This is a genomic window from Pseudomonas sp. G.S.17 (assembly GCF_038096165.1).
GTDB lineage: Bacteria > Pseudomonadota > Gammaproteobacteria > Pseudomonadales > Pseudomonadaceae > Aquipseudomonas.
Map to the genome: position 1 here is coordinate 811169 of NZ_CP151076.1, position 16174 is coordinate 827342.

At 57.6% G+C, this 16174-nt stretch carries 8 protein-coding genes; 5 read left to right on the forward strand and 3 right to left on the reverse strand.

Annotated elements, in window-relative coordinates; genetic code table 11:
* The first annotated feature begins 73 nt into the window (after nucleotides 1-73).
* On the forward strand, nucleotides 74-5032 hold the full coding sequence (locus AABC73_RS03680) for an alpha-2-macroglobulin (protein WP_341522508.1): 4959 nt from the start codon (nucleotides 74-76) through the stop codon (nucleotides 5030-5032).
* A 107-nt stretch (nucleotides 5033-5139) separates the two neighbouring features.
* On the opposite strand, the gene AABC73_RS03685 is transcribed toward AABC73_RS03680, so the two are convergent.
* Nucleotides 5140-5433 (reverse strand): hypothetical protein, encoded by a 294-nt coding sequence (locus AABC73_RS03685; RefSeq protein ID WP_020292721.1) that lies wholly within the window; start codon nucleotides 5431-5433, stop codon nucleotides 5140-5142.
* 192 nt (nucleotides 5434-5625) lie between these two features.
* On the opposite strand from AABC73_RS03685, the gene pbpC reads away from it, so the two are divergent.
* The 4 genes from pbpC to trpE all read left to right on the forward strand — a co-directional run bounded on the left by pbpC (nucleotide 5626) and on the right by trpE (nucleotide 11135).
* Nucleotides 5626-8001 (forward strand): peptidoglycan glycosyltransferase PbpC, encoded by a 2376-nt coding sequence (gene pbpC, locus AABC73_RS03690; RefSeq protein WP_341522509.1) that lies wholly within the window; start codon nucleotides 5626-5628, stop codon nucleotides 7999-8001.
* A 98-nt stretch (nucleotides 8002-8099) separates the two neighbouring features.
* On the forward strand, nucleotides 8100-8774 hold the full coding sequence (rpe, locus tag AABC73_RS03695; protein ID WP_065831794.1) for a ribulose-phosphate 3-epimerase: 675 nt from the start codon (nucleotides 8100-8102) through the stop codon (nucleotides 8772-8774).
* On the forward strand, nucleotides 8771-9589 hold the full coding sequence (locus AABC73_RS03700; RefSeq protein ID WP_331150486.1) for a phosphoglycolate phosphatase: 819 nt from the start codon (nucleotides 8771-8773) through the stop codon (nucleotides 9587-9589). Before rpe ends, AABC73_RS03700 begins: the two co-directional genes overlap by 4 nt.
* 70 nt (nucleotides 9590-9659) lie before the next feature.
* The gene (gene trpE / locus AABC73_RS03705; protein ID WP_341522510.1) at nucleotides 9660-11135 is read left to right on the forward strand and encodes an anthranilate synthase component I; all 1476 of its coding nucleotides are present in this window, start codon (nucleotides 9660-9662) and stop codon (nucleotides 11133-11135) included.
* Between the two features lie 79 nt (nucleotides 11136-11214).
* Here the strand turns inward: trpE and estP are convergent, their stop codons facing one another.
* On the reverse strand, nucleotides 11215-13134 hold the full coding sequence (gene estP, locus AABC73_RS03710; protein ID WP_341522511.1) for an esterase EstP: 1920 nt from the start codon (nucleotides 13132-13134) through the stop codon (nucleotides 11215-11217).
* Nucleotides 13135-13358: 224 nt separating this feature from the next.
* Entirely contained in the window at nucleotides 13359-16169 is a 2811-nt protein-coding gene (locus AABC73_RS03715) for a glycoside hydrolase family 99-like domain-containing protein (protein WP_341522512.1), read from the reverse strand.
* Nucleotides 16170-16174 lie beyond the last annotated feature (5 nt).

Consider the following 16174-nt stretch of genomic DNA (forward strand, 5'->3'; position numbering starts at 1 on the left):
TCGCGTCGCGTCATATTGGACGTGCGCCTGCTATATAGTCTGTCCCTCTCAATCGTTGCCATATGAGTGCCCCATGCTTAACAAAGGATTGTTTCTGGCCTGCGTGCTTGCGCTGCTGAGTGCCTGCGATTCCTCCACTTCCGACAAGCCGGCTGCGGTTTCTGCGCCCGCCGCGCAATCAGCGGCAGTGGAACCGAGCAAGCCCAAGCCTGCTGTGGACATTCCTGCGTTGAGCAAGCGCTACGCCGGACGTGAGTTGACCGTTGTCGATGTTTCGGAAATCCAGGTCGACGGCGCCAGCACTCTGTCGGTGAGCTTTTCCGTACCGCTGGACCCGGAGCAGAAGTTTGCTGAAAAACTGCATCTGGTGGACAGCAAGAACGGCAAGGTTGACGGCGCATGGGAGCTTTCGGACAACCTGATGGAGCTGCGGCTGCGGCATCTGGAGCCCCAGCGCAAACTGGTGCTGACCGTTGATCCCGGCCTGTTGGGCGTCAATAAGGCCAAGCTGGCCGCCGAGTTCGTCAGCCGCCTGGAAACCAAGGATTTGCAGGCAACCGTCGGCTTCGCCAGTCGCGGCAGCCTGCTGCCGACACGGTTGGCCGAAGGCCTGCCGGTGATCGCGCTGAACGTCGACAAGGTCAACGTCGAGTTCTTCCGGGTCAAATCTGACGCCTTGCCTTCCTTTCTGAGCAACTGGGGCGGCTCTTCCAGCTTGCAGAGTTACGAATCCGAAGACCTGCTGGCCCAGGCCGATCTGGTCTACGGTGGCCGCTTCGACCTGAACCCGGCGCGCAACACGCGGGAAACCGTGTTGCTGCCTATTGCGGGCATCAAGGCACTGCAGCAGCCGGGGGTTTATCTGGCCGTGATGAAAGCGGCGGGCAGCTACAGTTATTCGAATTCCGCCACGGTATTTACCCTGAGCGACATCGGTTTATCGGTGCATCGCTACGCCAATCGTCTGGACGCTTTCACCCAGGCGCTGGAAGGCGGCAAGGCCCTGAGCGGCATCGATCTGGAACTCTACGACAGCGACGGCAAGGTGATCGGTCAGGCCAAGACCGATTCGGCGGGCCACGCCGAGCTGCCGCTTTCGGCCAAGGCGGCGCTGGTGCTTGCGCACAAAGACGAACAGACCAGCATGCTGCGTCTGGACAGCTCGGCGCTGGATCTGGCGGAATTCGACATCACTGGCCCAAGTGCGCATCCGCTGCAATTCTTTATCTTCGGCCCGCGTGATCTGTATCGTCCCGGCGAAACCGTGCTGCTCAACGGCCTGCTGCGCGATAACGATGGCAAGGATGTGAAACCGCAACCGGTCACGGTCGAGGTGCGCCGCCCGGACGAGCAGGTCAGTCGCAAGTTTGTCTGGGAAGCCGACAAGACCGGGCTTTATCAATATCAGCTGCAGTTGTCCGATGAAGCACCGACCGGGCGCTGGCAGTTGGTGTTCGACCTGGGTGATGGCAAGCCGCAACTGTATGAATTCCAGGTCGAGGACTTCCTGCCGGAACGCATGGCACTGGAAATCAAGGCCAGCGACACGCCGATTGCGCCGGCAGACAACGCGACCTTCGAGATTACCGGCCGCTATCTCTACGGCGCGCCAGCCTCCGGCAATAACCTGACCGGCTTGCTGTATGTGCGTCCGTTGCGCGACGCGGTGCCTGCGTTGCCGGGTTATCAGTTCGGTTCGATCACTGAAGAAGAGCTCAAGCAGGACCTGGAAATCGAAGCCAGCACCCTCGACGAACAGGGCAAGCTGAGTATCGATGTAGAAAGCCAGTGGTCCAAGGCCAAGTCGCCGTTGCAGCTGATTCTGCAAGCCAGCCTGCAAGAGTCGGGCGGGCGGCCGATCACCCGGCGTCTGGTGCAACCGGTCTGGCCGGCAGAGCAGCTGCCAGGCTTGCGTCCATTGTTCGGCACCGACAAGAACGGTGGCGAAGGTGAAGACGATTACACCAATGGCCTGGCCCAGACCGATGGCGACGGCCCGGCTGAATTCGAAGTGCTGGTGGCTGACAGCGCCGGCAACAAGCTGGCCGCCGAAAACGTCAAGGTGCGGCTGGTTCGCGAGCGTCGCGACTATTACTGGAACTACTCGGACAACGATGGCTGGAGCTATCACTACAACGAGAAGTACCTGAACCTCAACGAAGAAACCGTCAGCATCAAGCAAGGCTCGACCGCCAAAGTCACGTTCCCTGTGGAATGGGGCCCATACCGCGTCGAAGTCGAAGACCCGCAAACCGGTCTGGTCAGCAGCATGCGTTTCTGGGCTGGTTATCAGTGGCAGGACAACGCCGAAGGCGGCGCGGTGCGGCCTGATCAGGTCAAGCTGGCGCTGGACAAACCGGCTTATGCCGATGGCGATAACGTCAAAGTCACTGTAACGCCGCCATCAGCGGGCAAGGGTTATCTGCTGGTGGAATCCAGCGAAGGTCCATTGTGGTGGCAGGAAATCGACGTGCCGGCCGAAGGCAAGGCGTTCGATATCCCGCTGGACAAAAAGTGGGCGCGCCACGATTTGTACGTCAGCGCGCTGGTGATTCGTCCCGGCGAGCGCAAGGCCAACGTCACGCCCAAACGCGCCGTCGGCGTATTGCACCTGCCGCGGGATCGCAGCCAACGCAAGCTGGCGCTGAGCATCACGGCGCCGGAAAAAATGCGTCCCAAGCAACCGCTGAAACTCAAGGTGTTGGCCAAAAACGCTGACGGCAGCGTGCCCAAGGAAGTGCATGTGCTGGTGTCGGCGGTCGACGTTGGCATCCTCAATATCACCCGTTATGTAACGCCGGATCCGTTCGCCAGTCTGTTTGGTCGCAAGTCCTACGGCGCCGATCAGCTGGACGTCTACGGGCAGTTGATCGAGGCCGGACGCAATCGGCTGGCTTCCCTGGCATTCGGTGGTGACGCCGCGCTGGCCAAAGGCGGCAAGCGACCGGAAACCAGCGTGACGATTGTTGCCCTGCAAAGCGCACCCGTGACGCTCAATGAGCAGGGCGAAGGCGAAGTCAGCGTGGATATTCCGGACTTCAACGGCGAACTGCGCGTCATGGCGCAGGCCTGGACCGGCGATCGTTACGGCATGGCCGAGGCGAAAACCGTGGTGGCGGCGCCGATCATTGCCGAGCTGTCGGCCCCGCGTTTCCTGGCGGGCGGCGATCAGACCAGCGTGGCCATGGACGTCTCCAACCTGTCCGGCAAGGCGCAGAAACTCAACGTGCAACTCAGCGCCGAAGGCCAGTTAAGCCTGGCCAATGGCGAGATCACCCAGAGCGTGCAATTGGCCCAGGGTCAGCGCAAGACGCTGCGCATTCCGGTCAAGGCGTTGGGCGGTTTCGGCCAGGGCAAGATCAAGGTGCTGGTGCAAGGTCTGGATCTGCCCGGTGAAAACCTGCCGCCGTTCACCCGCGAGTGGACCATTGGTGTGCGGCCGGCCTATCCGGCGATGCTCAAGCATTACCGCGCAGCGATTACCGATCAGCCATGGAACCTGCCGGAAGGCGCACTGGAAGCCTTCGAACCCGCCGGGCGCGAAGCTTTGCTGGCGGTGTCGAGTCGTCCGCCGCTGAACCTCGGCGAGCAGATTCGTGCGCTCAAGGCTTATCCATATGGCTGCCTGGAACAGACCGCCAGCGGCTTGTACCCGTCGTTGTATGCCGACGCGGCAACCCTCACGCGTCTGGGCCTCAAGGGTGAGCCGGACGCAGCTCGCAAGCGCAGCGTCGAAATCGGCATCGAACGTCTGTTGGGCATGCAGCGCTATAACGGCAGCTTCGGGCTGTGGAATTCGGACGGCGAAGAGGAGTATTGGTTGACGGCTTACGTGACCGATTTCCTGTCCCGCGCTCGCGATCAGGGTTTCGCCGTACCGCCTGAAGCGTTGAAAAAAGCCAACGAACGTTTGCTGCGTTATCTGCAGGAGCGTAACCAGATCGAGGTGAGTTACAGCGAAAACGCCGAACACACGCGCTTTGCCGTGCAGGCCTACGCCGGTCTGGTGTTGTCCCGCAGCCAGCAGGCACCGTTGGGTGCGCTGCGCAGCCTGTTTGATCGGCGTGACGACGCACGTTCCGGTCTGCCGCTGGTGCAGTTGTCCATCGCTCTGGAAAAAATGGGCGACAAGCCTCGTGCAGATCAAGCCATGCAGGCCGGTCTGGCGGCGGGGCGCAAAGCCAACGAATGGCTCGCCGATTACGGCAGCCCGCTGCGCGATCAGGCGCTGATTCTGGCGCTGCTGGAAGAAAACAATCTGGCGGCGGACAAGCGCGATCAGCGCCTGTTTGCCCTGGCTGACGAAGTGGCGGCCAACCGTTATCTGTCGACTCAGGAGCGCAACTCGCTGTTCCTCGCGGGCCGTGGTTTGCTGGGTAAGCCGGAGAAAAACTGGAAAGCGATCCTCAGCAGCGGTAGCGAAACCAGTGAAATCAACAACGCCAATCCGGGCCTGAAGCTCGAAGGTGCGTTGTTGGCTGCGCCGATGTCCTTGCAAAACGCTGGCAGCGAGACGCTGTATCAGCAACTGACCATCTCCGGGTATCCCGCTCAGCCGCCTGTGGCCGGAGGCGAAAACCTGAGCATCCGTCGTGAATACCTCAGCTTGAACGGTGAAGAGGCGAATCTGGCTGCCCTGAAAAGCGGGCAGTTGCTACTGGTGCACATCGAAGTCAAAGCCAAACAGCGGGTGCCGGATGCATTGGTGGTTGACCTGTTGCCTGCGGGCCTGGAGCTGGAAAACCAGAATCTGGCGCAAGCGGCGGCCAGCCTCGATGATGCCAGCGAGTCGGTCAAGCAATGGAAGCAATCGATGGAAAACGCCGGGATCAAGCACCAGGAATACCGCGCCGACCGTTACGTCGCCGCCCTGGATCTGAACGGCTATAACACTGTCCACTTGCTGTACCTGGCCCGCGCCGTGACGCCGGGTATCTATCGTGTGCCGCCGCCACAAGTGGAGTCGATGTATCGGCCGAACTGGCAGGCGTTGGGTGAAGCGCCGGCGCAGTTGGTGGTGAAGGGGAAATAAGGAGCGGGTGGAACTGACTTGTGGGGTCGGCTTGTGGGACCGGCTTTAGCCGCCCCTCCCGGCTAAAGCCGGTCCTACAAGCCGGTCCTACAAAAGCAGAGTCGCGCTTAATGAATAATCCAGCTCAGCAACCACAACCCCAGCACCAGCCAGATGATGCCGGCGATGATCGAGGCGCGCATGAAGGCGCGCACGGCCGAGTAGAGCAACATCAGCCCGACAATCAGCGCCAGAATGCTGATCAGCGAAGTGTCCATGCCCAGCGTGCGTGACAAGCCGTCGACGAAGTTGCCGCCGGCGTGAGTGAACAGATTGAATATCCATTCCAGCCCATCGACGATGAAGCGAATTACCGCGCCGAGCGCCTGGCCAAGCCATTCGAAAAAGCTTTCTACCTGCATATGTACGTCCTGATGAGATTCATGGAAAAACGCAACTGTTCGCTTTGGCTGTCCGTTGGCGCAACGAGTTCCGTGGATCATAAAGGCTCTTTGCCTTGAAACTGCGAATATCGTCAGCTGACCGGTGCTCAATCTGTCCGGCAACTGGGGGAGGGAGTTCATTCCCGAAGGGGCCAGGCCAGGAAAATGTCCATGACTGACAAGCCGCCTTCGCGAATAAATTCGCTCCCACGAAAACTGTTCACCGGCATCGGCGGCTCTATTCTGTTTCTGTTCGTCGCGCTCTGGCTCGCCGACCGCATCTGGCCGTTGCCCTTGCCCAAGGACGATCTGGCACGTGTTGTGCTGGCTGAAGATGGCACGCCTTTGTGGCGTTTCGCCGATGCCAATGGGGTGTGGCGTTACCCGGTGGCGACGACGCAGGTGTCGCCGTATTACATCGAAGCGCTGCTGACCTACGAAGATCGCTGGTTCTATCGCCATCCCGGCGTCAACCCGCTCGCCCTGGGCAGAGCGGCCTGGCAAAACCTGCAAGGCGCGCGGGTGGTGTCGGGCGGCAGCACGTTGTCGATGCAGGTGGCGCGACTGCTTGATCCACATTCGCGAACCTTGCCCGGTAAGGTGCGCCAGTTGTGGCGCACGATGCAGCTGGAATGGCACTTGTCCAAGGACGAGATTCTCGGCATTTATCTGAATCGCGCGCCGTTCGGTGGCACCTTGCAGGGTGTTGCGGCGGCGAGCTGGGCGTATCTCGGCAAATCCCCCCAACAATTGACCCGTGCAGAAGCGGCGTTGCTGGCCGTGTTACCCCAGGCGCCGAGCCGCTTGCGGCCGGATCGCCATCCGCAGCGCGCTCAGGCGGCTCGGGACAAAGTGCTCAAGCGTCTGGCGGAGTTTCAGGTCTGGCCACAACTGGCGGTCAACGAAGCCCTGGAAGAGCCGCTGCTGTTGGCGCCGCGACAGGAACCGACGCTTGCGCCGTTGTTGGCGCGACGCCTGAATCGCCCGCACAGCCCACCGTTGATTCGCACCACTCTCGATGCGGCGTTGCAACGTCGGCTCGAAGATTTGCTGCTGGGCTGGCGCGCGCGTCTGCCGGAGCGCACCTCAGCGGCGATTCTGGTGGTCGAGGCGCAGAACATGGCGGTGCGCGCTTACGTCGGTTCGGTGGATATCAATGACACCAAACGTTTCGGTCATGTGGACATGGTCAGTGCGCTGCGCTCGCCCGGTTCGACGCTCAAGCCGTTTCTGTACGGGAAGGCCATGGACGCTGGGCTGATTCATTCCGAATCGCTGCTGCAGGATGTCCCGCGTCGTTATGGCGATTACCGACCGGGCAATTTTTCTGCAGGCTTCAGCGGGCCGGTGGCCGCCAGTTCCGCGTTGTCCATGTCGCTCAACCTGCCAGCGGTGCAGCTGCTTGAAGCCTACGGGCCGAAACGCTTCGCCGCCGAAATGCGCAACGGGGGCGTGCCTTTGACCTTGCCGCCCTTGGCCGAGCCGAATCTTGCCTTGATTCTCGGTGGCGTCGGCAGTCGCCTGGAAGAACTGGTCGGTGGCTACAGCGCCTTTGCTCGCGGCGGAAAAAGCGCCGATATTCGCCTGCAACCCGACGACCGTTTGCGTGAGCGAACCATGATGTCGCCGGGTGCGGCGTGGATCGTGCGCAAGATTCTCAGCGGTCAGTCGCGTCCCGATCTGGACCCGCATGCCGAGCTGGTGCAACGTCCGCAACTGGCGTGGAAGACCGGCACCAGTTATGGCTTCCGTGATGCGTGGGCGATTGGTGTCGGGCCGCGTTTTCTGGTCGGCGTATGGATCGGTCGCCCGGATGGCACACCAGTGCCGGGACAGTTCGGCCTCGCCTCGGCCGCACCATTGATGTTGCAGGTTCATGATGTGCTGACCAATCGCGACAGCCAGCGCGGCATCGTCGCGCCGGTCCAGCAAGTGCCACTGAATGTCGGCGTCGCGGCGATCTGCTGGCCGTTGGGGCAACCCATGGACAAGAACGATCCCAACTGCCGTCGCCAGCGTTTTGCCTGGACGCTGGACGGCACGACGCCGCCCACCTTGCAGGCCACCGACCAGCCGCTGGGCCTGGGTTTGCAGGAAAAAATCCGCGTCAACGCCAAGGGGCTGCGTGTCGGTTCCGGTTGTCCCGGCGCTGAGCTGCATGATTCAGAGTTCAAGGACATCGCGCTCTGGCCCGCGCCGCTGGAACCCTGGTTGCCCCGCGCCGAGCGCCGCGAAGCGCGCCTGCCTGCCGCCGATCCCGATTGCCCGCCACAAGGCCTGAGTCTGGCTGCGCCCTTGATCATTGTCGGCGTGCGCGATGGCGATCATTTGCGCCTGCCAGCGGGCAGTCATCAGGCGCTGCGTCTCAAACTTTTTGCGCTGGGTGGCAGCGGCCGTCGCTGGTGGTTTATCGATGGCGCGCCCACCGGCGATACCGCCAATCAGGACAGCTTCGGCCCGACCCTGACGCGCCTGGGCCGTTATGAACTCAGCGTGCTCGACGAAAGCGGCCAGACCGCCAGAGTGATATTCGATGTGGTGGATTGATCAGCAATCATCGGCCAGACGCTATCAATTGGCCCAAGGCGTTCCCGAAACTCTTGGAGTACAATGCGCGCCACTGTGATTCTGCTCAAAGGTGCGTCATGCAGCCCTTTCTTATTGCTCCGTCGATTCTTTCCGCCGACTTCGCCCGTCTGGGCCAGGAAGTCGACTCTGTTCTCGCCGCTGGCGCAGACATTGTGCACTTCGATGTCATGGACAATCATTACGTCCCGAACCTGACCATTGGCCCGATGGTGTGCGCGGCATTGCGCAAATACGGCGTTACCGCGCCGATCGATGTGCACCTGATGGTCAGCCCGGTTGACCGCATCATTGGTGACTTCATCGAAGCCGGTGCCAGCTACATCACGTTCCACCCGGAAGCGACCCAGCACATCGATCGTTCGCTGCAGTTGATCAAGGAAGGCGGTTGCAAGGCGGGCCTGGTGTTCAACCCGGCGACCCCGCTGAACCTGCTGGAATACGTGATGGACAAGGTCGACATGATCCTGCTCATGAGCGTCAACCCCGGCTTCGGTGGGCAGAAGTTCATTCCCGGCACAATCAACAAACTGCGCGAAGCGCGGGCCTTGATCGATGCGTCGGGCCTGGACATTCGCCTGGAGATCGACGGCGGCGTCAACGTCAACAATATCCGTGAGATCGCGGCGGCCGGTGCTGATACCTTCGTGGCCGGCTCGGCGATCTTCAACACGCCGGACTACAAGCAAGTGATCGACAAAATGCGCGCAGAACTGGCGTCAGCCCGCGCATGAGCGGCTTCGAGCAGCTGTTCCCGGGGCGTCTTCCCAAGCTGATCATGTTTGATCTGGACGGAACGCTGGTCGATTCAGTGCCTGACCTGGCCGTGGCGGTCGACAAGATGCTGGTCGCCCTCGGGCGTGCGCCGGTCGGTCTGGGCTCCGTCAGAAACTGGATCGGCAACGGCGCGCCGGTTCTGGTGCGTCGGGCGCTGGCCAACGATCTGGATCACAGCGCGGTGGATGATGAGCTGGCGCAGCAGGCCCTGGCGATTTTCATGGAGGCTTATGCTGACAAGCATGAGTTCACCGTGGTCTATCCTGGCGTGCGCGAAACCCTGAAATGGCTGCAGAAGAAGGGCGTGCAAATGGCCCTGATCACCAACAAGCCGGAGCGCTTCGTCGCGCCGCTGCTGGATGAGATGAAACTGGGGCGGTTTTTTCGGCTGATCGTCGGCGGCGATACCTTGCCGCAAAAGAAACCCGATCCGGCGGCGCTGTTTTTTGTCATGAAAATGGCCAACGTTCCGGCCTCGCAAGCGCTGTTCGTGGGCGACTCCCGCAGCGACGTACAGGCCGCCAAGGCTGCCGGCGTGGCTTGCGTGGCGCTGAGTTACGGATACAACCACGGTCGGCCCATCGCCGAAGAATCACCGGCGCTGGTGATCGATGACTTGCGTCGATTGATTCCCGGTTGCCTGGATCTGGACGCTGAGATACTGTTGCCGGAAATCAAATCTCCCTCCTTTAGAGATTCCATCGTGGTGGTCACTCGCAAACTCTGGATGAAAGTCATCAAGGCCCTGGCCCGCTGGCGTTGGCGCGCCTGACTTGAATTCGCCGAGACTTCGGCACCGTTTGCCTACCTGACCGTTTTACCCTCAAACCACGAGGCTGATCATGAATCGCGAAGAATTTCTGCGTTTGGCTGCTGCCGGCTATAACCGCATCCCGCTTGCCTACGAAACCCTGGCTGACTTCGACACACCGCTGTCGATCTACCTCAAGCTTGCCGACGAGCCCAATTCCTATTTGCTGGAATCGGTTCAGGGCGGCGAAAAATGGGGCCGTTACTCGATCATCGGCTTGCCGTGCCGCACCGTGATGCGGGTCCACGAGCAGCAAATCAGCGTGACCCACGACGGCGTCGAAATCGAGCGCATTGAGTCCGACGATCCGCTGGCATTCGTCGAAGAATTCAAGGCTCGCTACAACGTGCCGACCATCCCCGGCCTGCCGCGCTTCAACGGCGGACTGGTGGGTTACTTCGGTTACGACTGCGTGCGTTATGTGGAAAAACGCCTGGGCAAATGCCCGAATCCTGACCCGCTGGGCGTGCCGGACATCCTGCTGATGGTTTCCGATGCGGTCGTGGTGTTCGACAACCTGGCGGGCAAAATGCACGCCATCGTATTGGTCGACCCCGCGCAGCCGGACGCTTACGAAGAAGGCCGGGCGCGTCTTGAAGCCCTGATGGACAAACTGCGTCAGCCGATCACGCCACGTCGTGGTCTGGACCTGACCCGACCGCAGGCTGCTGACCCGGTGTTCCGTTCCAGCTTCACCCAGGACGACTACGAAAAGGCCGTCGATACCATCAAGGAATACATCCTTGCTGGCGACGTCATGCAAGTGGTTCCGTCGCAGCGCATGTCCATCGATTTCAAGGCGGCACCGATTGATCTGTATCGGGCGCTGCGCTGCTTCAACCCGACGCCTTACATGTACTTCTTCAACTTCGGCGATTTCCATGTCGTCGGCAGTTCGCCGGAAGTTCTGGTGCGTTGCGAAGACAACCTGATTACCGTGCGGCCAATCGCGGGCACACGTCCGCGCGGCGCCAATGAAGAAGCTGATCTGGCGCTGGAAAAAGACCTGCTGTCCGATGACAAGGAAATCGCCGAGCACTTGATGCTGATCGACCTGGGCCGCAACGACACCGGTCGCGTCTCGGAAATCGGCTCGGTCAAGCTCACGGAAAAAATGGTCATCGAGCGTTATTCCAACGTCATGCACATTGTCTCCAACGTCACCGGCCAGCTGAAAAGCGGGCTCACGGCAATGGACGCACTGCGCGCGATTCTGCCGGCGGGCACGTTGTCCGGCGCGCCGAAAATCCGCGCCATGGAAATCATCGACGAGCTGGAGCCCGTCAAACGCGGCGTCTACGGCGGTGCGGTGGGTTACCTGGCGTGGAACGGCAACATGGACACCGCCATCGCGATTCGTACGGCGGTGATCAAGAACGGCGAACTGCATGTGCAGGCTGGCGGCGGCATCGTCGCGGATTCTGTACCGGTCCTGGAATGGGAAGAAACCCTCAACAAACGCCGCGCCATGTTCCGCGCCGTGGCGCTGGCTGAGCAGGAGCCGTAAGCAACGCGGTTTTGTAGGAGGGGACAAGTCCCCTCCTACCGGTCGTTAGATATTCAGGGGTTGGCTCCCGCATTTCGAATCAAAAATCCAGACTCACTGCCAGGTTCACCCCTTGCTGCGTTACGTCATCATTCTTGCGCCAGTTGTAGCCACCGCGCAGGGTCAGTTCGGGGGTCAGTTTCTGGCTGATGCCCAGGCTGGCGCGATTGAGGTCGCGTTGCGGCGTGTAGCCTCGCAAGGTGAAGTCATTGAACGGCAGGCTGTTCAGGGTCATGTTTACGTCCTGTTGATCGGTTTCGAATTCCCGTTCATGGGCCACTTCACCGAACAGCCGGGTTGATGACGTCAGCTGGAATTTGCCCTGCAAGCCCGCGCCCAATCGTTTCGATTTGCGCGTCTGATCATCGAAGGTCAGCGCGGTCGAGCGGGTGCCTTTTTCCGAGTAGCCATCCACTTCAATGTGCGCGTAATCGGCGCTGACGAACGGCGACAGATGCCAGCTGCTGCCGCTGCCGGCAAGATCAAAACCCAGACGTGCGCTCAACGCATACAGCTCCCCATCCGTGTCGCCTTTCTCCGCGCCTTCGCTGACGCCCAGGGCAAACTTGCGCTCGGCATTCTCATAATCCAGCTTGCCGCCGGAAGCGCCGAGGTCGGCCCACCAGTGATTGGCCTGGTATTGGACGAAAGCGGTGGCAATGTAGCTGTTGAGTTTGTAGTCCGAATCCCGCGGACCGGCTTCAAGCTTCTGTCGATAAGCCCCGGCAACCAGTCCCGCACGCCAGTTTTCGGCGAAGCGATAGCTGCCGCCCAGCGTGAGGTTGTAGCCATGGCCGTCGGCATCCACTGAATTGTCCTGCGCGTCAAAGTCCATTTTCTGACCGCCGGCTGCGACAATTGCCCGCCATTGACCGACGTTCTGCCAATCGCCCCAATCCGCCAGCCACTGCGCGCGCAATTCATCCTGCTGCGCCCGCAAAGTGCCATTGGCCATTTCCGGCAGCAAAGAAATCTCCCACGGCGCGGCAAGCAGGGAATAGGCGTAATCGGCAATCAGTCGTTGCCCGGTGACTGTTGGGTGCACGCCGTCATTGAACAAAAGCCTGCTCGGGTCTGGCGTCGAACTGTTCAGGCCATAAACGCTGTTCTCATCGCAGTTGTCACCGCTGAAACAAGTACCCACCTGATTCTGATTGGCAGCAAGGCCAAAACGGGCGGGATCGGCGAGGGTTTCTGACACCAGACGCGGAATATTCAGCGGAATTATTTCGGCATCGATTTGCGCCAGACGACTGACCAATTGCGCGTTGAACACATCGCTGAGCAATGAAGTGACCGGCTGCAGGATGGTCCCGGAAACAGCGGGCGTCTGGCCGATGTCCGGCAGCAACCAAACCATGATGTAGCGCGCCCCGGCTTGCTGCAGCACTTGCGCGCTGTCAGCCAGGCGATTGGCGGCCGCCCGGGATTGCGCAAGACTCAGCACCCGACCTTGCAGGAAATCATTACCTCCGCCTGTCAGGTAATACAGGGCGTTGGGATCAGCGCGAAAGTTGTTGGTGGGCAGATAACCGGAGCGGCTGCGCAGAACGGTTCCATCGTTGGTGACACTGGACTGTGAAGTGATGGCGTCGTACACCTGATCAGTTCGATCCCCGCCCACTGCCCAGTTATTGCCATCGGCGACGCCCAGGGCGGCGTTCACCGGAGAAGTCGATGCCGACAGTTCAGAGGGTGCAACATTGAGCTTCATGCCTAGCAACGTAGAGGAATTCAGGCCGAAGATTTCGCCGCTGTTGTCCTGATACGTAGGGCCAGTGCGGTTGGTGAAGCGCAGCGTCGCACCTTGCGGGCCGGCTGCGTCCGGGTATTGCCCGGCGTCGGCCAGGCTATCGCCGAAGACCACCATGGTTGAGTAAGGGGACGGGGCGGCCTCCGTTGCGTTTGCCAAAATGATTAGAAGAATGGCGAGAGGTTTGATTCGTGATGGTTTGAGCATTGTCAGGGTCCTTATTATTGTTTGAAAGACGCTTTAAGGACCGTAGCAAAGCTTGCTGCCGATGCAATCCAATTTGGTTTCCAACTGCTGAAAGGACACTAGTCGTTTGAGTTTTTGTGGCGCTGCTGGTTGTTCAATTTATTCCGGATAAAAAAACCGCCAACCCTGTTGGATTGACGGTTCTGTTAAGCTCCTATTGACGATCAATACGAGACGATTGGCTATTAGCAGGTCTCGACCCTGTAGCCTGATTTTTTTGCCAGAAGACAGAAAATTCGCTCAATCCCATGAGGCAAGGTGCCGTCTGCAAGACCGTGTTCAACGTCGAAATCTGAAGATTTAAACTTATTCAAATCACGAAGTGCTTCAGGCTTGAACCAGAACATGGAACCTGCTGGAAAAGTATCGTACTTAAATTTAAGATCAAGAGTTTTACAGGCATACTTAACCGTTTCATGGTTGTATTTCATGTTGCGATAGGTATGAGTAATTAGGTAGTTTTCAGGGATAATCATGCCAAGAGTACTGTCGAGCTCAAACCTTTTTATGATCGATGCGACTGTTTCCTTGTCACCAACTAAACAGTCAAAAAGCTCTTCTCTTATTTCGTTTCCGTTATCGCGATAGATGCTCCGCTTCGTATGTAGTTTACACACGGCCCGATAAGATTTTTGATAAATTCGGTCTATAATTTTTGTAAGAGGGAAAATATCTCTCCCCCTGTTTTCATCTAGTTCAATTATCGCATCGGGGAAGTCGGCGCGTACCAAGTCGGCGGCCTCTTTGGACGTCGTTGTAACATATAAATCAAAGCCGAAGTGGCTAGTATTGTCTAGTTTCGTTTTGATTTCAGGCCACAATTCAGGGTAGTGAATGTGCAACGCAAAGGCATAATTATTTATTTTGGTCGAGTCTCGTTTGGTGCTGTTAAGATTTCTGTCGTAACAGGAAATTACGTCGTAGGTAGCCTGTAGGTATCCATAACCATATTTGCGATCTGGTTCGAGATGGGTGCCCTCTGCCCATTCATTCCATGCGTTGATAAATACCAGTTTCTCGTAACTATTGTATTTTCTGGAGTGTGATACGTTGCTACACACCGCCGACAACCACTGCTTGTAGCGTGTCAAGCTGAATCCATGAAAACTATGGCTGTGATTCTGTTTTCTGGCAGTATTATCCCATGACAACATCAGCGTTCGAAAAAGCTTGTAGTCAGGTTCTGGCTCAGCGATAGAAGCAGAAACCGTCTGTTCATAGCTAAAAATATTTCCCTTGAACTCTGGGTTGGTAATTGTCAACTCGCCACTAATTTCATGGCTTTTCACCGTGTGGGGTGGGAACTCCACCGATGCATTAAAACCAAACTCTTCAGGTCCACGAATACCAAAGCTCTGCGCGCAAACAAGATAAATATCGGAAAATCCATGTTTCTTTATTTCTTCACGCCACAGTCGTGCCGATTGCTCGATATCAGGGATGATATTGGCTCGGTATATAATTAGTAAAGGCTGGTCATTGATTTTTATATAGCGTGGATCCTTGAAGTACTTAACTAAGTGTCGAATGAACGCTATTGAATCTTCACTGCTATGATCCTGCGAAATAAGGACATCATTATCTTGCCCATCCCAGCGTCGAGTCCAGTTTTCATTAGCCCAGGTTAAGCAAAACGGTATGTCTACTTTAGGGTTTTTCAGCATCATCTCGAGCGGCGTATCCATAAGGGTTTTGCCGGCGAACCAATAGAAATAATAGCTAAAGCCATGTAGGCCATATTGTTTGGCTAGCAGTGCTTGCTCTTCCATCACTGACGGAATGCGTAGATCATAATAGCCATTGTGGATAGGGCAGTGAGGTTGGTAGTGCCCGATGTAGTTTTGGCTGGCCCGACCAACGTTGTACCATTCGGTAAACCCTTTTCCCCACCATTCATCATTTTCGGGGAACGGGTGAAATTGGGGCAGGTAAAAGGCTATAAGTTTGACGGTTGGGTCTATAGGTGGGTTGACTTTGTATGCTGTATAAGCCTCTTGGGTCAGGTCAAATTTAACGGTGGGTATGTCGAATTTTACACTTCCGCCCCCGCACAAGCTCAAAAGAAAATTTCTAATAGCAACTTTTCTGTGTCCCGGCAATGGCGCCGCGTGCCATAATTTTCTTAATGCTATATACAATAAAGGCTTGGTTTTTAAAAAAAAATTCATTGAGGTCTTTTTAATGAGGCGCAGTGGGCTTGTCAATTTCCATGACGTGGAGTCTTTTAAAGCTGTTATTTCGTGTATATAAGTCGATAGTTTACGCTCCTGCTCTTCTATTGCTAGGTTCTGTACATTAGCGGTTTGCACAAGATGATCGATTCGCTTGGCGTGTTCCATTAGTAAGCTGTGGTCCGGAACGTGCGCGCATTGAACAGTTTTGCAATCTCTGTCGTAACTATAGCCTTGATAGAATTCTCCCGCCAGATCTTGAATTCTGCGTGGGTGCTGCGATGAAGATGTATTGTCCTTTACAAAAATAGCGACAAAGTCATTCCATATCCCCTCGCCGGACATCGGACCGTGCTTGGCGCCCACGAAGGATTCTAATAGTAGTGAGTTATACGCGTTGTAGTTGGCCCACTTTGTAAGTGAGTGTCCTGAATCTGGATAGAATCTCCAGCTGTCTACAGGATATCGATGCACCATTCCGTTACTGGGCGCATTCAAATATATCAATCCAGCAGGTCTAAGGATGCGAAGGCACTCTAGAAATAGAAGCCAGAAGAAATCGGAGTGCTCGAAAACGGAGCTGCACACGATCACATCAGCGCTCTCATCTTCAAATGGGAGGCGGTACGGGTCATTGATGACGATGTCGACTCCAGGTCCTTCGACAAAATCGACACCTACGTAGGTTGCTCCAGAGGGGCAAAAGTCTCGTAGCGATCCGTTTACATCCTGCGAACCCACATCAACTATCGTTTTTCCAGAATAATCTCCCGAGCAATAGGTCTGGAAAAAAACCTGCCCATATTTCATCGCGGATTCGTGCATGGGCA